Annotated in this window: 17 protein-coding genes; 16 read left to right on the forward strand and 1 reads right to left on the reverse strand. The window is 62.5% G+C overall.

The window, feature by feature from the left end; all coding sequences use genetic code 11:
- The first annotated feature begins 14 nt into the window (after positions 1-14).
- The 3 genes from QME24_RS18780 to QME24_RS18790 all read left to right on the forward strand — a co-directional run bounded on the left by QME24_RS18780 (position 15) and on the right by QME24_RS18790 (position 3,826).
- Positions 15-2,603, forward strand: coding sequence for a TonB-dependent receptor (locus QME24_RS18780; RefSeq protein ID WP_054881594.1), 2,589 nt, complete (start codon positions 15-17; stop codon positions 2,601-2,603).
- 161 nt (positions 2,604-2,764) lie between these two features.
- Complete coding sequence (locus QME24_RS18785; protein ID WP_009683391.1) at positions 2,765-3,358, forward strand: biliverdin-producing heme oxygenase; 594 nt, start codon at positions 2,765-2,767, stop codon at positions 3,356-3,358.
- Between the two features lie 54 nt (positions 3,359-3,412).
- Positions 3,413-3,826: a YbaN family protein gene (locus tag QME24_RS18790; protein ID WP_154211641.1), complete on the forward strand. Its 414-nt coding sequence runs from the start codon at positions 3,413-3,415 to the stop codon at positions 3,824-3,826.
- On the opposite strand, the gene arcD (QME24_RS18795) is transcribed toward QME24_RS18790, so the two are convergent.
- On the reverse strand, positions 3,806-5,233 hold the full coding sequence (gene arcD, locus QME24_RS18795; RefSeq protein WP_054906274.1) for an arginine-ornithine antiporter: 1,428 nt from the start codon (positions 5,231-5,233) through the stop codon (positions 3,806-3,808). The genes QME24_RS18790 and arcD (QME24_RS18795) overlap by 21 nt on opposite strands.
- Before the next feature lie 433 nt (positions 5,234-5,666).
- Here arcD (QME24_RS18795) and arcD (QME24_RS18800) point away from each other — a divergent pair, with 433 nt between their 5' ends.
- The 13 genes from arcD (QME24_RS18800) (at position 5,667) to QME24_RS18860 (ending at position 21,337) form a co-directional block, all read left to right on the forward strand.
- Positions 5,667-7,094, forward strand: coding sequence for an arginine-ornithine antiporter (gene arcD / locus QME24_RS18800; protein ID WP_009683388.1), 1,428 nt, complete (start codon positions 5,667-5,669; stop codon positions 7,092-7,094).
- A 32-nt stretch (positions 7,095-7,126) separates the two neighbouring features.
- The gene (arcA, locus tag QME24_RS18805) at positions 7,127-8,380 is read left to right on the forward strand and encodes an arginine deiminase (RefSeq protein WP_009683387.1); all 1,254 of its coding nucleotides are present in this window, start codon (positions 7,127-7,129) and stop codon (positions 8,378-8,380) included.
- Positions 8,381-8,448: 68 nt separating this feature from the next.
- Positions 8,449-9,459 carry an ornithine carbamoyltransferase gene (locus QME24_RS18810; protein ID WP_009683386.1) on the forward strand — a complete coding sequence of 337 codons (1,011 nt, stop codon included), beginning with the start codon at positions 8,449-8,451 and terminating at the stop codon, positions 9,457-9,459.
- Between the two features lie 150 nt (positions 9,460-9,609).
- Complete coding sequence (gene arcC / locus QME24_RS18815) at positions 9,610-10,539, forward strand: carbamate kinase (protein WP_009683385.1); 930 nt, start codon at positions 9,610-9,612, stop codon at positions 10,537-10,539.
- Positions 10,540-10,595: 56 nt separating this feature from the next.
- Entirely contained in the window at positions 10,596-10,964 is a 369-nt protein-coding gene (locus tag QME24_RS18820; RefSeq protein ID WP_054905896.1) for a DUF5064 family protein, read from the forward strand.
- Positions 10,965-11,049: 85 nt separating this feature from the next.
- Entirely contained in the window at positions 11,050-12,558 is a 1,509-nt protein-coding gene (locus QME24_RS18825) for a sigma-54-dependent transcriptional regulator (protein ID WP_029885501.1), read from the forward strand.
- A gap of 166 nt (positions 12,559-12,724) precedes the next feature.
- The gene (gene gltS / locus QME24_RS18830) at positions 12,725-13,930 is read left to right on the forward strand and encodes a sodium/glutamate symporter (RefSeq protein WP_154211640.1); all 1,206 of its coding nucleotides are present in this window, start codon (positions 12,725-12,727) and stop codon (positions 13,928-13,930) included.
- Between the two features lie 327 nt (positions 13,931-14,257).
- Positions 14,258-14,641 carry a glycine cleavage system protein GcvH gene (gcvH, locus tag QME24_RS18835; RefSeq protein WP_009687031.1) on the forward strand — a complete coding sequence of 128 codons (384 nt, stop codon included), beginning with the start codon at positions 14,258-14,260 and terminating at the stop codon, positions 14,639-14,641.
- A gap of 10 nt (positions 14,642-14,651) precedes the next feature.
- Positions 14,652-17,507: an aminomethyl-transferring glycine dehydrogenase gene (gene gcvP, locus QME24_RS18840; protein ID WP_029885503.1), complete on the forward strand. Its 2,856-nt coding sequence runs from the start codon at positions 14,652-14,654 to the stop codon at positions 17,505-17,507.
- A 156-nt stretch (positions 17,508-17,663) separates the two neighbouring features.
- Positions 17,664-19,040 (forward strand): L-serine ammonia-lyase, encoded by a 1,377-nt coding sequence (locus tag QME24_RS18845; protein ID WP_281690946.1) that lies wholly within the window; start codon positions 17,664-17,666, stop codon positions 19,038-19,040.
- Between the two features lie 27 nt (positions 19,041-19,067).
- Positions 19,068-20,189 carry a glycine cleavage system aminomethyltransferase GcvT gene (gene gcvT, locus QME24_RS18850; protein ID WP_054881586.1) on the forward strand — a complete coding sequence of 374 codons (1,122 nt, stop codon included), beginning with the start codon at positions 19,068-19,070 and terminating at the stop codon, positions 20,187-20,189.
- A 358-nt stretch (positions 20,190-20,547) separates the two neighbouring features.
- Complete coding sequence (locus tag QME24_RS18855) at positions 20,548-20,760, forward strand: cold-shock protein (protein WP_003257941.1); 213 nt, start codon at positions 20,548-20,550, stop codon at positions 20,758-20,760.
- An 88-nt stretch (positions 20,761-20,848) separates the two neighbouring features.
- Entirely contained in the window at positions 20,849-21,337 is a 489-nt protein-coding gene (locus tag QME24_RS18860) for an RDD family protein (protein WP_029886776.1), read from the forward strand.
- Positions 21,338-21,514 lie beyond the last annotated feature (177 nt).

A 21,514-nucleotide genomic window follows, 5' to 3' on the forward strand; every position in this document is an offset into this window, starting at 1 on the left:
TGGGAGCGCTTTCGATGTACACAGGTATTACCCGCTCGTCTTCCCTTCCCCGCCGTACCGGGCAGCTTTCGCTGCTGACCTTGGCATTGCTCGCCAGCGGCGCCTGCAGCCTGCCGGCGCTGGCTGCCGAACCGGCCCGCGCCAGCAGCCCGCGCATGGGCGATTACCGCTTCAGCATCGGCCAGCAACCGCTGGTGTCGGCCATCAACGCCTTCAGCCAGGTCACCGGTTGGCAGGTTGGCTTCAGCGCCGAGTTGGCCGAAGGCGTGGCCTCACCCGGTGTACAGGGTGCGCTGCCGCCAGATGCCGCGCTCAAGCGCCTGTTGCAGGGCACCGGGCTGAGCTTTCGCAAGATCGGCAATGCCAATGTGGTACTCGAACGCCAGGCCGCGAACAATGTGATCGCGCTGCAGCAAGTGACCGTCAGCGCCACCCGCAGTGCCCAGGACGTGAGCCAGGTGCCGAGCACGGTCAGCGTGCAGACCCGAGCGCAACTGGACCGCCAGAACGTCAACAACATCCAGGACCTGGTGCGTTACGAACCGGGTGTGTCGGTGGCCGGCACCGGCCAGCGCAGTGGCCTGAACGGCTACAACATCCGCGGTATCGACGGCGAGCGGATTCTCACCCAGGTCGACGGTGTGGCGATCCCCGACAGTTTCTTCTACGGCCCCTACGCGCAAACCCAACGCAACTATGTCGACCCGGAAATCGTCAAGCGCGTGGAAATCCTGCGCGGCCCGGCCTCGGTGCTGTATGGCAGCAATGCGATCGGCGGCGCGGTCAGCTACTTCACCCTCGACCCCGACGACATCATCAAGCCAGGCAAGGATGTTGGCGCACGCCTGAAAAGCGGTTACAGCTCGGCGGACGAAAGCTGGCTGACCTCGGCCACCGTCGCCGGGCGTCAGGGCGATGTCGACGGCCTGCTGCACCTGAGCCAGCGCAATGGCCACGAGACCGAGACCCAAGGCCATCACAGCGGCGCCGGCCTGGCCCGTACCGAAGCCAACCCGATGGACGTGCGCACCACCAACGTGCTGGCCAAGGCAGGCTGGAACTACGCTGACGACGCCCGCCTGGGCGTTACTTACGAGCGCTACAAGGATGACCGCGACCAGAATATCCTCAGCGCCGCGGGAGGGCCGTTCATACCCGGGTTCGGGGGCATGGGCTACTACAAGGCGCGCAGCGGCAACGACACCATCACCCGCGAACGCTTCGGCATCAACCATGAATTCGGCCTGGACACGCTGTTCGCTGACCAGGTGAAGTGGAGCCTGAACTACCAGGTCGCCAAGACCGACCAGCACACCGATGAAATCTATGCGCCACCTGGCCGCCAGGTACTGCGCACCCGCGACACACGTTACAAGGACCGCCAGTGGGTATTCGATGCCCAGCTGGACAAAGCCTTCAGCATCGGCAGCACCGACCACTTGCTGACCTACGGCACCACCCTCAAGCACGAGAAAATCACCGGGTCGCGCAGCGGCACGGGCACCTGCCTGGCCGTAGGCTCGGGTTGCGCTGCCGCCGGCGCGCCGCGCCCGGCCGACGGCCAGGTGCTGGTCAGTGATTTCCCGGACCCGACCGTGAACACCTACAGCCTGTTCGTGCAGGATGAAATCCGCTGGAACCGCTGGACCTTCCTGCCAGGCGCCCGTTACGACTACACGCGCATGCAGCCCAAGTTCACCGAGGCGTTCCTGCGTGGCCTGGAGTCCACCGCCACCGCGCCCACCTCCCAGGACGACTCGGACAAGACGTGGCACCGCGTCTCGCCCAAGTTCGGCCTGACCTACGCCTTCGATGACCACTACACCTGGTACGGCCAGTACGCTGAGGGCTTCCGCACGCCGACCGCCAAGTCCATGTACGGGAAATTCGTCAACCTAGACCAAGGCTACCGGGTAGAAGGCAACCCAGGGCTGGAGCCTGAAAAGAGCAAGGGCTACGAAACCGGCCTGCGCGGCAACTTCGACGCCGGTAACTTCGACGTGGCGGTGTTCTACAACAAGTACCGCGACTTCATCGACGAAGACGCCGTGCAGAGCGCCAACCTGGAACAGACCTTCCAGGCCAACAACATCAAGCACGCCACCATCAAGGGCGCCGAGGTCAAGGGCCGCCTCAACCTTGACCACTTCGGAGCGCCACAAGGCCTGTATACCCAGGGCTCGATTGCCTATACCTATGGCCGTAACGATGACACCGGCGAACCGCTGAACACGGTCAACCCGCTCAAAGGCGTGTTCGGCCTGGGTTACGAGCAACACAACTATGGTGGCTTGCTGAGCTGGACGCTGGTCAAGCGCAAGACCCGGGTCGACGACAGCACCTTCTACTCGCCAGACGGTTCGAGCACGAAGTTCCGCACGCCAGGCTATGGCGTGCTGGACCTGACCGGTTTCTACAAGGTGACCGACGACGTCACCATCAACGCCGGGCTGTACAACCTGACCGACAAGAAATACTGGCAGTGGGACTCGGTACGCAGCTATGACGGCCAGGGTGAAGCGGCTGTGACCCAGCCGGCCAACATCGACCGTTTGAGCATGCCGGGGCGCAACTTCGGCATCAATGTGGTGTGGGATATCTGAAGGTTTCAGGTTTGCAGCGCCTGTGGGATCAGGCGCCGCCCGCGCGGCGCCCGATCCCACAGGCAACGCAATGACCCGTCTGTAGATACCCGGTTTTTTTTACTGTTCCGCCCCCGCTGCTTCGTCTTGTCTCTAGACGCCCTCTTTCCAAGGACTGCCCCATGATCGACCGCCCAGCCTTGCGCTCCCAGCGCCTGAACCAGATCACCCACGCCCCGCACGCCGAGCTGGATGCCCTGGTCAAGTCCCACGCCCCATTCGACAGCCGCGAAAGTTTCGCCCGCTTCGTGGTCGCCCAGTACCTGTTCCAATCCGAGCTGCAGGCCCTGTACAACGACCCGCAACTGATCGCCATCGTCCCCGACCTGGCCGCGCGCTGCCGGGCCGACCAAGCCCGCCTCGACCTCGCCGACCTCGACACCCAGGTGCCGGCCGCGGTGCCGGGTGCCTTGGCCAATCCGAGCCTGGGCGAGGCAATGGGCTGGATCTTCGTCTCCGAAGGCTCCAAACTGGGCGCTGCGTTTCTGATCAAACGGGCCGCAGCGCTGGGCCTGTCCGACAGCTTCGGCGCCCGGCACCTGGGCGAGCCGGCCGGTGGCCGTGCTGAAGGCTGGAAGCAGTTCACCCGCATCCTGGATGCCCTGGACCTGTCGGCCGAAGAAGACGCGGCTGCCGAGCGCGGCGCAGTAGCGGCATTCGAGCGCTTCACCGAGCTGCTCAAGCATGCCTATGCTGCAGATGCTGCGCTGGTTTGATACGCCTTAGCCAGCCACCCTTCTGGTGGCCGCACCGTTTTTTGCAGTGAGACCATGACCCGACCCGCCCGCTCGAAACTCGCCCGCCTGCTGTATGGAATACTGGCTTACGTGAGCCTGGGGGTGGGTCTGGTCGCGATCGTCATTCCCGGCCTGCCAACCACCGAATTCATCCTGCTGGCAGCGTGGGCTGCAACGCGCAGTTCGCCACGGTTGTCGGCCTGGCTGGAAAACCACCGCCTGTTTGGGCCGATTCTGTACAACTGGCGCAACGGCAAGGTGATCCAGCGCCGCGCCAAGGTCAGCGCTACCTTCAGCATGCTGCTCTGTGCAGGCCTGATGCTGACCTTTCTTGAACACCACTGGCCGGTATTCCTCGCCATCGCCGGCATGACCCTGGGCAACCTGTGGATCTGGTCACGCCCGGAGCACGCCTGCGCAGCCCCATCACAAGCTCAGCAACCCTGAATACAGGGCGTAGGCGGCCAGCGCCGCGCCTGCCAGCACGGCCGCGAAAATCAGCTTTTCCCACGTGGTGAACAGGGTTTGCCGCTGCTCATGCTTGGCCCTGGCGAACAGGATCACGCCCGGGGCATACAGCAATGCCGACAACAGCAGGTACTTGAGCCCGCCGGCATACAGCAGCCAGATGGCGTAGAGCAAGGCAACCAGCGCCACCAGCACGTCTTTGCGCCGCAACCGTGGCTGCGCGGCGTAGCTCTCGCCACGCACCGCCAGCAGCAGCGCATAGGCCGCCGACCACAGGTAAGGCACCAGGATCATCGACGACGCCAGGTAGATCAGGCTGGTGTAAGTGCCGGCCGAGAACAACGTGATCAGCAGGAAACCCTGGATCATGCAGTTGGTGAGCCACAGGGCATTGGCCGGTACATGGTTGGCGTTTTCCTTGGCCAGGAAGCGCGGCATGGTCTTGTCACGAGCGGTGGCGTAAAGAATCTCGGCACACAACAATGCCCAGGAAAGCAACGCCCCCAGCAGCGAAACCGCCAGGCCGATACTGATCAGCAATGCGCCCCAAGGGCCGACGATATGCTCCAGCACCGACGCCAGCGAAGGGTTCTGCAAACCGGCAAGCTCCGGCTGGGTCATCACCCCGAGGGACAGCACGTTGACCAGCACCAGTAGCGCCAGCACACCGAGAAAGCCGATGACCGTGGCCTTGCCCACATCGGAGCGGCGCTGGGCCCGCCCGGAGTAGACGCTGGCGCCCTCGATGCCGATGAACACGAATACGGTCACCAGCATCATGTTGCGCACCTGCTCCAGCACACCTCCGAACTGAGGGTTGCTCAACCCCCAGATATCCCGGGTGAAGATATCGGCGCGGAAGGCGAATGCGGCAATCACCACGAAAATCAGGATGGGCACCACTTTGGCCACGGTGGTCACCTGGTTGATGAACGCCGCCTCCTTGATGCCGCGCAAGACCAGAAAGTGCACCGCCCACAGCAGGACTGAGGCACAACCGATGGCGACAGGCGTATTGCCCTCGCCAAATACAGGGAAGTAGAAACCCAGGGTGCTGAACAGCAATACGAAGTAACCGACGTTGCCCAGCCAGGCGCTGATCCAGTAGCCCCAGGCCGATGAGAAGCCCATGTAGTCGCCAAAACCGGCTTTGGCGTAGGCATATACTCCCGAGTCCAGTTCCGGCTTGCGGTTGGCCAGGGTCTGGAACACGGAGGCCAGGGCCAGCATGCCCACCGCAGTGATGGTCCAGCCGATCAGCACCGCCCCTACATCGGCACGCGCCGCCATGTTCTGCGGCAACGAGAATATCCCGCCGCCAATCATCGAGCCGACCACCAACGCGATCAGCGCGCCCAAGCGTAGCTTCTGACCCGGTTCGCTCATGTATCCCCCGTTTTTCGCCAATGTCGTACGAATGCAACAGCGTTTGCGGCCATATAGAAACGCTTGCTTATAGTGAACCCATTCACAAAATGACGCGCGGTAATAACAGTTTTATCTATAAATAGATTCTGTAAAAACTAGCAGCTAGATAGTCACTGGAAAAGAAAGTGATAAAACTCGAAATATGCGTAAAAAAGTGGCGAAAGCCGCGAAAGCGACTAGCGTCAAGCATCGCAGGTTGAACAGAGCGTTTGCTCTAGAATGACATGGAGGTGCCAGTGCGCAAGGCCTGCAGCTTGAGATGTCGGCACACTCCAGGAGCACCGTGAAGGTTTTTTCCTACTTCACGGCACCATGACCTGACCCACGTCAGCGAATGGCTGAGACGGCGGATTTATGCTGTCGTCAACTTTCTCCTGGCAGGAGTTGTTAAATGTCTGATTCATCCGGAAAATTGAAACTCGGTGCATTAGTTGCACTCGTGGTCGGCTCGATGATTGGCGGCGGCATATTCTCCCTGCCGCAGAACATGGCGGCCAGCGCAGGGGTTGGCGCGGTACTGATCGGCTGGGCCATCACTGCCGTGGGCATGCTGACCCTGGCCTTCGTGTTCCAGACCCTGGCCAACCGCAAACCAGACCTCGATGGCGGGGTTTATGCCTACGCCAAGGCCGGCTTTGGCGACTACATGGGCTTTTCTTCGGCCTGGGGCTACTGGATCAGTGCCTGGCTGGGCAACGTCGGCTACTTCGTGCTGCTGTTCAGCACCCTGGGCTACTTCTTCCCGGTCTTTGGCGAGGGCAACACGCCAGCCGCCATCATCGGCGCCTCGCTACTGCTATGGGCCGTGCATTTCCTGGTCTTGCGCGGCATCAAGGAAGCGGCGTTCATCAACCTGGTGACCACCGTGGCCAAGGTGGTGCCGCTGGTGCTGTTCGCCCTGATCTGCCTGTTCGCCTTCAAGCTGGACATCTTCACCGCCGACATCTGGGGCCGGGGCACGCCCGAACTGGGCAGTGTGATGAACCAGGTCCGCAACATGATGCTGGTCACCGTATGGGTGTTCATCGGTATCGAGGGTGCGAGCATCTTCTCGTCACGCGCCGAAAAGCGCGCCGACGTGGGCAAGGCCACGGTCATCGGCTTCGTGACCGTGCTGTTGTTCCTGGTACTGGTCAATGTGCTGTCGCTGGGCATCATGACCCAACCGGAACTGGCGAAGCTGCAGAACCCGTCGATGGCCGCCGTGCTGGAGCATGTGGTCGGCCACTGGGGGGCGGTACTGATCAGTGTCGGCCTGATCATCTCGTTGCTGGGGGCCTTGCTGTCGTGGGTGCTGCTGTGCGCCGAAATCATGTTCGCCGCCGCCAAGGACCACACCATGCCGGCATTCCTGCGCCGCGAGAACGCCAACCAGGTACCGGCCAATGCGCTGTGGCTGACCAACGCCATGGTGCAGGTCTTCCTGGTGATCACGCTGTTTTCCAGCAGCACCTACCTGTCGCTGATCTACCTCGCCACCTCCATGATTCTGGTGCCCTACCTGTGGTCGGCGGCCTACGCCTTCCTGCTGGCGCTGCGCAGCGAAACCTATGAGCAGGCCCTGGCCGAACGCAAGAAAGACTTGATCATCGGCGCTATCGCCCTGCTGTACGCCATCTGGCTGCTGTACGCCGGCGGTGTGAAATACCTGCTGCTGTCGGCATTGCTGTACGCCCCTGGCGCGATCCTGTTCGCCAAGGCCAAGCGTGAAGTGGGCCAACCCATCTTCACCAACGTGGAAAAGCTGATCTTCGCCGCCGTGGTGATCGGCGCCCTGGTGGCAGCCTATGGCCTGTACGACGGCTTCCTGACCCTTTGACCACGCTTTCGTCCCATTGGAGGAATGAAACCATGTCCGCTGAAAAACAGAAGTACGGTGTGCACTCCGAGGCCGGCAAGCTGCGCAAAGTCATGGTGTGCGCACCGGGCCTGGCGCACAAGCGCCTGACGCCGAGCAACTGTGACGAACTGCTGTTCGACGATGTGATCTGGGTCGACCAGGCCAAGCGTGACCACTTCGACTTTGTCACCAAGATGCGTGAGCGTGGCGTGGATGTGCTGGAAATGCACAACCTGCTGACCGACATCGTGCAGCAACCTGAAGCGCTGAAGTGGATTCTGGACCGCAAGATCACCGCCGATACCGTCGGCGTGGGCCTGACCAATGAAGTGCGCAGCTGGCTGGAAGGTCTCGAACCGCGCCACTTGGCCGAATTCCTGATCGGCGGCGTGGCCGGCCAGGACCTGCCGCAGAGCGAAGGCGCCGAAGTGGTCAAGATGTACAACGACTACCTGGGGCACTCCAGCTTCATCCTGCCACCTTTGCCCAACACCCAGTTCACCCGTGACACCACCTGCTGGATCTACGGCGGCGTCACGTTGAACCCGATGTACTGGCCAGCACGGCGCCAGGAAACGCTACTCACCACCGCCATCTACAAATTCCACCCGGCGTTCACCAGCGCCGACTTCCAGGTGTGGTATGGCGACCCGGACAAGGACCACGGCAACGCCACGCTCGAGGGTGGCGACGTGATGCCGATCGGTAATGGCGTGGTGCTGATCGGCATGGGCGAGCGCACCTCGCGCCAGGCCATCGGTCAGTTGGCCCAGAGCCTGTTCGCCCACGGTGCGGTCAGGGAAGTGGTGGTCGCCGGCCTGCCCAAGTCGCGCGCCGCCATGCACCTGGACACCGTGTTCAGTTTCTGCGACCGCGACCTGGTCACGGTCTTCCCGGAAGTGGTCAAGGAAATCGTGCCGTTCATCATTCGCCCGGACGAAAGCAAGCCGTATGGCATGGACGTGCGCCGCGTGAACAAGTCGTTCATCGACGTGGTCGGCGAACAGCTCGGGGTCAAGCTGCGGGTGGTCGAAACCGGCGGCAACAGCTTCGCCGCCGAACGCGAACAGTGGGATGACGGCAACAACGTGGTGGCCCTCGAACCAGGCGTGGTCATCGGCTACGACCGTAATACCTACACCAACACCCTGCTGCGCAAGGCTGGCATCGAGGTCATCACCATCAGCGCCGGCGAACTGGGCCGGGGCCGGGGCGGCGGCCACTGCATGACCTGCCCGATCATTCGTGACCCCATCGATTACTAACGCCCATTACCCCGGCCGCGCTTACCCAGCGGCGGCCGGTGCGTTCACCCTACCCAAGGAGAAAAGTCATGGCGTTCAACATTCACAACCGCAACCTGCTGAGCCTGGAACACCACACCACGCGCGAGTTGCGCTACCTGCTGGACCTGTCCCGCGACCTCAAGCGCGCCAAGTACACCGGCACCGAACAGCAACACCTGAAGGGCAACAACATTGCCCTGATCTTCGAAAAAACCTCCACCCGCACCCGCTGCGCCTTCGAAGTGGCGGCCTACGACCAGGGTGCCAATGTCACCTATATCGACCCCAACTCATCGCAGATCGGCCACAAGGAAAGCATGAAGGACACCGCCCGCGTACTCGGGCGCATGTACGACGCCATCGAATACCGTGGCTTCAAGCAGGAAATCGTCGAGGAGCTGGCCAAGTTCGCCGGGGTGCCGGTGTTCAACGGCCTGACCGACGAGTATCACCCTACCCAGATGATCGCCGACGTGCTGACCATGCGCGAGCACAGCGACAAGCCGTTGCACGACATCAGCTACGCCTACCTGGGCGATGCGCGCAACAACATGGGCAACTCGCTGCTGCTGATCGGCGCCAAACTCGGCATGGACGTGCGCATCGCCGCGCCCAAGGCGCTGTGGCCACATGAGGACCTGGTTGAGCGCTGCAAGCAGTACGCAGAAGAAAGTGGCGCGCGTATCACCCTGACCGAAGACCCGCTGGCCGCGGTCAAGGGCGTGGACTTCGTGCACACCGACGTGTGGGTATCGATGGGTGAACCGATCGAGGCCTGGGGCGAGCGTATCAAGCTGCTCAAGCCTTACCAGGTGAATGCGCAACTGATGAAGGCCACTGGCAACCCCCGCACCAAGTTCATGCATTGCCTGCCGGCGTTCCACAACTCCGAAACCAAGGTGGGCAAGCAGATTGCCGAACAGTACCCGGACTTGGCCAACGGCATCGAAGTGACCGACGACGTATTCGAGTCGCCCGCTTGCATTGCCTTCGAGCAGGCGGAAAACCGCATGCACACAATCAAGGCGATCCTGGTTTCGACCCTGGCTGACCTCTGAAAGCGGCAAGCGGCAAGCGGCAAGCTGAAAGCTGAAAGCAGCTGATCACACCGGCCTGCTTCTGCTTGCGACTTGCGACTTGCAACTTGCAACTTGCAACTTGCCGCTTGCCGCTTGCACCCCCAAGCCCACCTCAAAAGGACATTCCCCATGCGTATCGTTGTTGCATTGGGCGGCAACGCCCTGCTGCGCCGCGGCGAACCCATGACCGCTGACAACCAGCGTGCCAATATCCGCACCGCCGCCGAACAGATCGCCAAGATCCACCCCGGCAACGAGCTGGTCATTGCCCACGGTAATGGCCCGCAGGTCGGCCTGCTGTCGTTGCAGGGCCTTTCCTACAAACCGGACGAGGCTTACCCGCTGGACGTGCTGGGCGCCGAGACCGAGGGCATGATCGGCTATATGATCGAGCAGGAGCTGGGCAACCTGCTGGCCTTCGAAGTGCCGTTCGCGACCTTGCTGACCCAGGTTGAAGTCGACGCCAACGATCCGGCCTTCAAGGACCCGACCAAGTTCATCGGCCCGGTCTACAGCAAAGACGAGGCCGAGCGCCTGGCCAACGAGAAGGGCTGGGTGGTCAAGCCTGACGGCGACAAGTACCGACGTGTGGTGGCCAGCCCGAAACCCAAGCGCATCTTTGAAATCCGCCCGATCAAGTGGCTGCTGGAAAAGAGCAGCATCGTGATTTGCGCGGGCGGCGGCGGCATCCCCACCCTGTACGATGAAAACCACAAGCTCAAAGGGGTGGAGGCGGTCATCGACAAAGACCTGTGCTCGGCGCTGCTGGCAGAGCAACTGGAAGCCGACCTTCTGATCATCGCCACCGACGTGGATGCGGCGTACATTGACTGGGGTAAACCTACGCAGAAAGCCATCGCCCAAGCGCACCCCGACGAACTGCAGCGGCTGGGTTTTGCCGCGGGGTCCATGGGGCCGAAAGTGCAGGCCGCCTGTGATTTTGCCCGCCATACCGGCAAGGTGGCAGTGATCAGTTCGCTGGAAAACATCGAGGAAATTGTCAAAGGCACAGCCGGCACCCGGGTTTCGACCGCGAAGCCGGGGATCAGCTACCGTTGAATGCAGTGGGCGGGCCTGCGCGGCCCGTCATTTTCGACCTTCCCAAGGAGCTTTCCATGGCCCAGTACCACCCCGGTCATGTACACATCGAGCGCATTGCGCTGAACAAAGATGACCACAGCTATGACCTGAACATCGAATACGAGGCAGTGTCGGACCCCAAGGAAGGTAGAGGCATTCAGTTCCGCATGCATGGCAGCATCGAAGGCAAGGCAGTCGATGAAGCGTTCTTCCTGCCCAAGGACCAGGCCCTGCCCAGCTTTCTCATGCTGCTGACGCGCAGGGCGCAAGCGTACCTGCCGTCGCCGAAGAAATTCGAAAACCTGAGTTCACCGCACAAGCTCTATGACCATATGTTCGCGGACATTCGCGAAAAATTGGATGTGAAGTCGGGCGACCCGATCAAGCGAGAACACCTGGAGTGATTTTCACAAGTTTGGGGCTGCAAGGCAGCCCCGGCGATGTTGAGGCATACTACCGCCCTCCCCGGCCACCACCCTCTACGTCCCCATGCGCATCCACGTCAGCTTCATCGACCGCGTCGGCATCACTCAGGAAGTGCTAGCCCTGCTCGGTGCCCGCAACCTCAACCTGGACGCCGTGGAGATGGTCCCGCCGAACGTCTACATCGACGCCCCGACGCTCAGCCCCGCGGTGCTCGAAGAGCTGCACGACGCACTGTTCGAAGTGCACGGGGTTCAGTCGGTGGACGTGGTCGACATCCTTCCCGGGCAACGTCGGCACCTGCAACTGGATGCATTGCTGGCAGCGATGAGCGACCCGGTCCTGGCCGTGGACAGCGCCGGCAAGGTGTTGCTGGCCAACCCGGCGCTGATCGAGCTGTGCGGCCGCGAATCGGCCGGGCGCTCGGTGGGCGAGCTGTTCGGCGACGCCGGGCTGCTGCAGGCGCTTCTGGACAACAACTTCCACCTGCCCATGCGCGAGATGCAACTGAACGGCCACAGCCTGCTGCTCGATGCCATGCCCATTACCAACGCCGGTGGCCTGCTGACGCTTTACCCGCCATCGCGCATGGGCGAACGCCTGTCGGCCCTGCACCACGACCACGCCGAGGGCTTCGACGCCCTGCTGGGCGAGTCACCGGCCATCCGTACCCTCAAAGCACGCGCCATGCGCGTTGCCGCACTCGATGCGCCGCTGCTGGTGCATGGCGAAACCGGCACCGGCAAAGAGCTGGTGGCCCGCGCCTGCCATGCCATCAGCAGCCGCCAGGCGGCACCGTTCCTGGCGCTGAACTGCGCCGCCCTGCCCGAGAGCCTGGCCGAGAGCGAACTGTTCGGCTACGCACCCGGCGCCTTCACCGGCGCGCAACGCGGCGGCAAGCCGGGGCTGATGGAGCTGGCCAACCAGGGTACGGTGTTTCTGGATGAGATCGGCGAAATGTCACCGTACCTGCAGGCCAAGCTGCTGCGCTTCCTCAGTGACGGCAGCTTCCGCCGGGTGGGCGGCGACCGCGAAGTGAAGGTCGATGTGCGCATCATCAGCGCCACCCACCGCGACCTGGAGCGCATGGTGGCCGAAGGCAGCTTCCGCGAAGACCTGTTCTACCGCCTGAATGTGCTCAACCTGCAGGTACCGCCCCTGCGCGACCGCGGCCAGGACATCCTGATGCTGGCGCACTTCTTCATGCAGCAGGCCTGCACGCAGATCCAGCGCCCAGCCTGCCGGTTGACCCCGGCCACCCATTCGGCGCTGCTGGCCAACCCGTGGCCGGGCAACGTGCGCCAACTGCAGAACGTGATTTTCCGTGCGGCGGCCATCTGCGAAAGCAACCTGGTGGACATCGATGACCTGGACATCGCCGGCACCTCGGTGGCGCGCGGGCAAGATGGCGAAGTGGCCAGCCTGGAGCAAGCCGTGGGCGATTTCGAGCGTGAGCTGCTGCAACGTCTGTACGCCAGCTACCCCTCCACCCGGCAACTGGCTGCGCGCTTGCACACTTCGCACACCGCCATTGCCCAGCGCTTGCGTAAATATGGAATACCCGGCAAAGGCTGATAGTCGTTGCAATAACCCGGTAGTTGTTCAGACCTTTCCTACGCGCGTGAAAGATACTCTCCCACATATGCCTCGTAGAATGGTGACGGTGTATTGCCACTTGTCATCCCACTGATCCGCCCAAGTGCGGAGCGTGGTTCGCTACTGGATATAACGAGAGCACCTGATGTTTCAACTCGATTTTTACGGGACACTTGTAGCCGCCTCTCTCGTCCTGTTATTGGGGCGCGGGCTGGTTGCACGGATTGGTTTGTTGCGCGTCTACAATATTCCGGAACCCGTTGCCGGTGGCCTGGTCGTCGCCTTTGCCCTGCTGGCGTTGCGCAGTTTCGATGTGCAGGTGCAGTTCGATACCTCACTGCAAACACCCTTGATGCTGGCCTTCTTCGCCACCATCGGCTTGAGCGCAGACTTTGCCAGCCTGAAAAAAGGCGGCCGTGTGGTGGTGGTCTTCCTGCTGGTGGTCACCAGCCTGTTGCTGGTGCAGAACGCCATGGGCATCGGCCTGGCCTCGGCATTGGGGCTGGACCCATTGATGGGCCTGCTGGCCGGTTCGATCACCCTGTCCGGCGGCCACGGCACCGGCGCCGCCTGGGGCGCCACGTTCAGCGAAAAGTTCGGCCTGGCCTCGGCTGCGGAACTGGCGATGGCCTCGGCCACCTTCGGGCTGGTGCTGGGCGGCCTGATCGGCGGGCCGGTTGCCCGGCTGCTGATCAAGCGGGTGAAAACGCCGGGGGCCGATGAGGAACTGCCGCAACTGCCCCAGGGTTTCGAGCGGCCTGACAAAGAGCGCCTGATAACATCGTTTTCATTTGTAGAAACATTGGCGCTGATTGCGGTAAGCCTGCTTGCCGGTTCTTTGCTCAATGGCGCACTCAAAGGAACTGCATTCGAACTGCCGACGTTTGTGTGTGTGCTGTTCGTGGGTGTATTGCTGCGCAATGGGCTATCCGCATTCGGCTTCTACCGTGTGTTCGAACGGGAAGTTTCGGTACTGGGCAATGTCAGTTTGTCGCTGTTCCTGGCCATTGCCTTGATGTCGCTCAAACTATGGGACCTGGCAGCGCTGGCCTTGCCGTTCTTCGCATTATTGGCCGCACAGACACTGATCATGGCGCTGTTCGCAATTTTCGTGACGTTCCGGGTCATGGGTCGCAATTACGATGCAGCGGTATTGGCTGCCGGCCATTGCGGATTTGGCCTGGGGGCCACGCCCACTGCCATTGCCAACATGCAGGCAGTGACCCAGCGCTACGGCGCTTCGAACATTGCCTTTCTGGTGGTGCCCATGGTGGGGGCGTTCTTCATCGACATCATCAATGTCATCGTGATCAAACTCTATCTGGCACTGCCGCTGTTCATGGCAGGTTGATGCCCTTTACCGTACCTGTGGCGTCGCCCGACTATGGGGTTGGCAGTAACGTGCCAAACAGGCGTCGCGGCACTGTAACGCTTTGATTACACCGTATGGAAAACGCTACATCGGTGTACGCATGCGGTTACACAAGGGTTTGATAGAGAAACGCTTTTTCAACCCGCGTGCGATGTAGCGTTTTCGTTCCACCGCCAAAAATCGAGCGCCTCAATAAAAATTTAACTTATTGTTTTATAAGCCTTTTTTGAAATTGGCCGCATTATTGCTATGGGAATCCCGACCCAAGAGCGCGGGCACACCGCGCCCAACGCCCGAGGATTCCGCATGAGCGAGTTGCGTTTCACCGAAGATCACGAATGGCTGCGCGTCGAAGCCGATGGCAGTGTCACCGTGGGCATCACCGCCTTCGCCCAGAACGCCCTTGGCGATGTGGTGTTCGTGCAACTGCCCGAGTTGCAGCAGTACGAGAAAGGCAGCGAAGCATCCACCGTCGAGTCGGTGAAAGCTGCCAGCGGCGTGTACATGCCCCTGACCGGCGAGGTGGTTGCAGTCAACGCACAGCTCGACTCAAGCCCGGAGCTGGTCAACGAAGACCCGATGGGCGAAGGCTGGTTCTTCCGCTTCACCCCGGCCAACATCAGCGAAGTCAGCGCCCTGCTCGACCAGGACGCCTATGACCGCCTGATCAAAGCCAACGCTGAAGCCTGAGGACTGCGCCATGACCATCAACCTCAGCACCGCCAACGAATTCATCGCCCGGCACATCGGCCCGCGCACCGCCGACGAGCAGGCCATGCTCGCCGCCCTCGGTTTCGAATCGCTGGACGCCATGACCGCGGCGGTCATCCCCGACAGCATCAAGGGCACCAGCGTGCTCGGCGCGCACGACGGCCAGAGTGAAGCCGACGCGCTGGCAGCACTCAAGGCCATCGCCGGCAAGAACCAGCTGTTCAAAAGCTTCATCGGCCAGGGCTACTACAACACCCACACCCCGGCCCCCATCCTGCGCAACCTGCTGGAAAACCCGGCCTGGTACACCGCCTACACGCCCTACCAGCCGGAAATATCCCAGGGCCGCCTGGAAGCGTTGCTGAACTTCCAGACCCTGATCAGCGACCTCACCGGCCTGCCGATCGCCAACGCTTCGCTGCTCGACGAAGCGACCGCCGCAGCCGAGGCCATGACCTTCTGCAAGCGCCTGTCGAAGAACAAGGCCAGCCACAGCTTCTTCGCGTCGGTGCACTGCCACCCGCAAACCCTGGACGTACTGCGCACCCGCGCCGAGCCGTTGGGCATCGACGTGGTGGTCGGCGACGAACGCGAGCTGGGCGATGCCAGTGCCTTCTTCGGCGCGCTGCTGCAATACCCGGCCAGCAATGGCGAGGTGTTCGACTACCGTGAAGTGGTGCAGCGCTTCCATGCCGCCAACGCGCTGGTCGCCGTGGCAGCCGACCTGCTGGCCCTGACCCTGCTGACCCCACCGGGTGAGTTCGATGCCGACGTGGCCATCGGCAGCGCCCAGCGCTTTGGCGTGCCCCTGGGCTTCGGCGGCCCACACGCGGCCTACTTCGCCACCCGTGACGCCTTCAAGCGCGACATGCCAGGCCGGCTGGTCGGCGTGTCGATCGATCGCTTCGGCAAGACCGCCCTGCGCCTGGCCATGCAAACCCGCGAGCAGCACATCCGCCGCGAGAAGGCCACCAGCAACATTTGCACCGCCCAGGTGCTGCTGGCCAATATCGCCAGCATGTACGCCGTGTACCACGGCCCGGCCGGCCTCAAGCGCATCGCCGAGCGCACCCAGGCGCTGACCGCGGTTCTGGCAGCCGGCCTGAACCGCCTGGGCCTGCAAGTGGTCGGTGCAACAGCCTTCGACACCTTGACCCTGGCCACCGGCACCGCCACTGCCAGCCTGCATGAGCAGGCCCGCGCCCAAGGTATCAACCTGCGCCAGGTCGACGCCGCCCACCTGGGCCTGTCGCTGGACGAGACCAGCACCCAGGCTGACGTGCAGGCCCTGTGGCAACTGTTCGCTGGCAACCAGCCCCTGCCTGACTTCGCCGCGCTGGCTGCCAGCACCGGTTCGCTGCTGCCCGCGGCCCTGCTGCGCCAGTCGGCCATCCTCCAACACCCGGTATTCAACCGCTACCACAGCGAAACGGAACTGATGCGCTACCTGCGCCGCCTGGCAGACAAGGACCTGGCGCTGGACCGCAGCATGATCCCGCTGGGCTCCTGCACCATGAAGCTGAACGCAGCCAGCGAAATGATCCCGGTGACCTGGGCCGAGTTCGGCAACCTGCACCCCTTTGCGCCGGCCGAGCAAAGCCAGGGCTACCTGCAGATGACCACCGAGCTGGAAGCAATGTTGTGCGCTGCTACCGGCTATGATGCCGTGTCGCTGCAGCCCAACGCCGGCTCGCAGGGCGAGTACGCCGGGTTGCTGGCCATACGTGCCTACCACCGCAGCCGTGGCGAAAGCCACCGCGACATCTGCCTGATTCCCTCCTCTGCCCACGGCACCAACCCCGCTACCGCCAACATGGCCGGCATGCGGGTGGTGGTTACCGCCTGTGACGCCCGCGGCAACGTCGATGTCGAGGACCTGCGCGCCAAAGCCATCGAACACCGCGAGCGCCTGGCCGCGATCATGATCACCTACCCATCGACCCACGGCGTGTTCGAGGAAGCGATCGGCGAAATCTGCGCGATCATTCACGACAACGGTGGCCAGGTGTACATCGACGGCGCCAACATGAACGCCATGGTCGGCCTGTGCGCGCCGGGCAAGTTCGGCGGCGACGTGTCGCACCTGAACCTGCACAAGACCTTCTGCATTCCGCACGGTGGCGGCGGCCCGGGGGTGGGCCCGATTGGCGTCAAGTCGCACCTGGCGCCGTTCCTGCCCGGCCATGCGCAGTTGCAAAATACCCAGGGTGCGGTGTGCGCCGCGCCGTTCGGCAGCGCCAGCATTCTGCCGATCACCTGGATGTACATCCGCATGATGGGCGGTGCCGGCCTCAAGCGTGCGTCGCAGATGGCGATCCTCAACGCCAACTACATCGCCCGCCGCCTGGAAGAGCACTATCCTGTCCTGTATAGCGGCGGCAATGGCCTGGTAGCACACGAATGCATCCTCGACCTGCGCCCACTGAAGGACACCAGCGGCATCAGCGTCGACGACGTGGCCAAGCGCCTGATCGACTTCGGCTTCCACGCCCCGACCATGTCCTTCCCGGTGGCCGGCACGCTGATGATCGAACCGACCGAAAGCGAGTCCAAGGAAGAACTGGACCGCTTCTGCAACGCCATGATCCAGATCCGCGCAGAAATCCGCGCGGTCGAGGACGGTAGCCTGGACAAAGACGACAACCCGCTGAAAAACGCCCCGCATACCGCGGCCGAGCTGGTTGGCGAATGGGCGCACGGTTACAGCCGCGAGCAGGCGGTGTACCCGCTGCCTGGCCTGGTGGAAGGCAAGTACTGGCCACCGGTCGGCCGCGTCGACAACGTATTCGGCGACCGTAACCTGGTGTGCGCCTGCCCGTCGATCGAGAGCTATCAGGACGCCTGATCCGGCTCGCCGGCTCCCACAAGGGCTCCACTGCCTGCAAGGGTTGTGCTGCACCTGTAAGAAGCCTGCTCTCACAGGAACGTCGTACCTGTGGGCGCTGGCTTGCCGGCGATCGAGTGCGCAGCACTCGCCTTTTCTTTCTGGAGGGAACGAGCAATGGCTTTGAGCGTCTTCGACCTGTTCAAGATCGGCATCGGCCCCTCCAGTTCCCACACCGTCGGCCCGATGCGCGCCGCTGCGCGGTTTGCCGAAGGGCTGCGCCGTGATGGCCTGCTGGCCAAAACGGCCAGCGTCAAGGCCGAGCTGTATGGCTCACTGGGTGCCACCGGCAAAGGCCACGGCAGTGACAAGGCTGTGTTGCTCGGCCTTGAAGGCGAACAGCCGGACACCCTCGATACCGACAGCATCCCCGCCCGCCTGCAGGCGATCCGCAGCAGTGGCAAGCTCAAGCTGCTGGGCGAGCACACCATTGCCTTCAATGAAAAGCAGCACCTGGCAATGATCCGCAAGCCACTGGACTACCACCCCAACGGCATGATCTTCCGCGCATTCGACAACGCCGGCCTTCAAATCCGCAGCCGCGAGTACTACTCGGTGGGCGGCGGCTTCGTGGTTGACGAAGCCGCCGCCGGCCACGACCGCATTGTCGAGGACAGCACCGCCCTGGCCTACCCGTTCACCACCGCCAAACAGCTGCTTGGCCACTGCACCACACACAACCTGGCGGTCAGCCAGGTAATGCTGGCCAACGAGCAGGCCTGGCGCCCAGAGGCAGAAACCCGCGCCGGGCTGCTGCGCATCTGGCAAGTGATGCAGGACTGCGTCGAAGCCGGCTGCCAGCATGAGGGCATTCTGCCGGGTGGGCTCAAGGTCAGGCGCCGGGCACCGGCACTGTACCGCCAGCTCAGCCGGCACCCGGAGGCCAGCCTGCGCGATGCCCTGTCGGTACTGGACTGGGTGAACCTGTATGCGCTGGCTGTGAACGAGGAAAACGCCTATGGCGGGCGGGTGGTCACCGCGCCCACCAATGGCGCCGCCGGTATCGTCCCCGCGGTGCTGCACTACTACATTCGCTTCGTGCCCGGTGCCAGCGAAGACGGGGTGGTGCGTTTTCTGCTCACGGCTGCGGCCATCGGCATCCTGTACAAGGAAAACGCCTCCATCTCCGGTGCCGAGGTGGGCTGCCAGGGCGAAGTCGGGGTGGCCTGCTCGATGGCTGCAGGGGCGCTGTGCGAGGTGATGGGCGGCAGTGTGCAGCAAGTGGAGAACGCCGCCGAAATCGGCATGGAACACAACCTGGGACTGACCTGCGACCCCATTGGCGGGCTGGTCCAGGTGCCCTGCATCGAGCGCAACGCCATGGGCTCGGTAAAGGCGATCAATGCGGTGCGCATGGCCTTGCGCGGCGACGGGCAGCACTACGTGTCGCTCGACAAGGTCATCCGCACCATGCGCCAGACCGGCGCCGACATGAAAAGCAAATACAAAGAGACCGCCCGTGGCGGCCTGGCCGTCAACATCATCGAGTGTTGACCCACTAACGAAAGCAAGGAGTCACCGATGTCCGAAACACTGCTCAAGACCCCACTGCATGCCTTGCACCTGGAGCTGGGGGCGCGCATGGTGCCGTTCGCGGGCTATGACATGCCGGTGCAGTACCCGCTGGGCGTCCTCAAGGAGCACCTGCATACCCGTGAACAGGCCGGCCTGTTCGATGTGTCGCACATGGGCCAGATCATCCTGCACGGTGCCAACGCTGCCAAAGCCCTTGAAAGCCTGGTGCCGGTAGACATCATCGACCTGCCAGTGGGCATGCAGCGCTATGCCATGTTCACCGATGCGCAAGGCGGCATTCTTGACGACCTGATGGTCGCCAACCTGGGCGACGACAAGCTGTTCCTGGTGGTCAACGCGGCCTGCAAGGCGCAGGACCTGGCTCACCTGCAAGCGCAGATCGGCAACGCCTGCGACGTGCAGCCGCTGTTCGAGGCGCGTGCGCTGCTGGCCCTGCAGGGCCCGGCGGCAGCGCATGTACTCGCGCGGCTGGCGCCGGAAGTGGCCAACATGACCTTCATGCAGTTGCGGGAGGTAAAACTGCTGGGCGAAGACTGCTTCGTCAGCCGCTCGGGCTACACCGGCGAAGATGGCTACGAGATCTCGGTGCCGGCCGGCGCTGCCGAAGCCTTGGCCCGCCGCCTGCTGGCCGAACCGGAAGTACAGCCGATCGGGCTGGGTGCCCGTGATTCGCTGCGCCTGGAAGCCGGCCTGTGCCTGTATGGCCACGACATGAACAGCGAAACCACCCCAGTCGAGGCCAGCTTGCTGTGGGCGGTTTCCAAGGTGCGCCGCGCCGACGGCCAGCGTGCAGGTGGGTTCCCGGGCGCGGAGGCCATCTTCACCCAGCAGCGCGACGGTGTGGCACGCAAACGTGTCGGCCTGTTGCCGCAAGAGCGAACGCCCGTACGCGAAGGCGCGGACATTGTCGATGCCAACGATAAACTGGTCGGCAAAGTGTGCAGCGGCGGTTTTGGCCCGACACTTGGGGCGCCCGTTGCAATGGGTTATATCGATAGTGAACATGCGGCAATCGACACCGCGCTATTTGCCGTGGTGCGTGGCAAGAAGGTGGCCTTGAAAGTCAGCAAAATGCCTTTCGTGGCGCAACGTTACTACCGTGGGTGAATCGGCTTTGTAAAGGTTGCGGGCAGGCGTGGCATATTCGTTTCCGAAACCTGCCCGGTAACTTTTGAACATGGCGCCAGGCCAGCCACCATGCCGTTTGCACGATGGTGATCGGTGCGTGAAAAAAGGCCGTTTTTCCGCGTGGCCGAGGGCTTGTTTTTCGCTCGGGAGTTGGCGTAGAGTCATTCCACTGTGTTTGCATGGGTCGCAATAGTTCGTGACCTGGGCCAGTAGCCAAGCGTTGCTACAACCCGTTCGACGTCTCTTACTTTCCTGCAACCCAGCCCAGTAATCTTTCGCTTACACAACGTGCGAAAGTAACTGTCATCAAAATTCGAGCTCCATAGGAAATAAGACAATGGCTGAACGTCAGAACGGTACCGTCAAGTGGTTCAATGACGAAAAAGGTTACGGTTTCATCACCCCAGAAAGCGGTCCGGATCTGTTCGTGCACTTCCGCGCAATCGAAGGCAACGGCTTCAAGAGCCTGAAAGAAGGCCAAAAGGTCACTTTCGAGGCCGTGCAGGGCCAGAAAGGCATGCAAGCGGACAAAGTCCAGGTTGCAGGCTAAGCCGAACCCGACTGCAAAAGCCCCTGCCAAGTGCAGGGGCTTTTTTTTGCCCGTAGAATAGCGGCTTCATCTTCTGGAGCCGTTTTGCATGTCCAAGCCTTTGCTCACACCCCAGGGTGATTTTCCGCCGGTCGGCCTGGGCCGACGCCTGGCGGCGATGTTCTACGACTTCCTGTTGTGCACCGCGCTGCTGATCGTGACCGCTGGGGCCTACAAGATGATCCAGATGGCGATCATTGGCGAAGCCCGCATGCGCGAGCTGACCGAGGCAGGCGCACTGGACGGCGACCCGTTGCTGTCCACGGTGCTGCTGTTCGCCTTGTTCGGCTTTTTCGCCAAGTTCTGGACCCACGGCGGGCAGACGCTGGGCATGCAGGTGTGGGGCGTACGGGTACAGAACGCAGATGGTTCGGCGATCAGCCTGTGGCAGGCACTGCTGCGCTTTGTGGTGTCGATCGCGTCGTGGTTGTGCCTGGGGCTGGGTTTCTTCTGGGCGCTGATCGACAAACGCAAGCGGGGCTGGCATGACATCTATTCCGAAAGCCAGCTGGTGCGTGTGCCGAAACAGAAGAAATAGAAAGCCCCAATGAAAAAGCCGACCTAGGGTTAATGCCTGTCAGTTAAGTAATTTGGGGTCGCTTTGCGACCCTTCGCGGGCACGCCCGCTCCCACAGGGGATCGCGCATTTCTTGAGTTCAGCGCCAAACCTGTGGGAGCGGGCGTGCCCGCGAAGGGCTGCAAAGCAGCCCCAGTA

The organism is Pseudomonas sp. PARCl1, from assembly GCF_947311875.1.
In the GTDB taxonomy this organism is placed as follows: domain Bacteria; phylum Pseudomonadota; class Gammaproteobacteria; order Pseudomonadales; family Pseudomonadaceae; genus Aquipseudomonas; species Aquipseudomonas juntendi.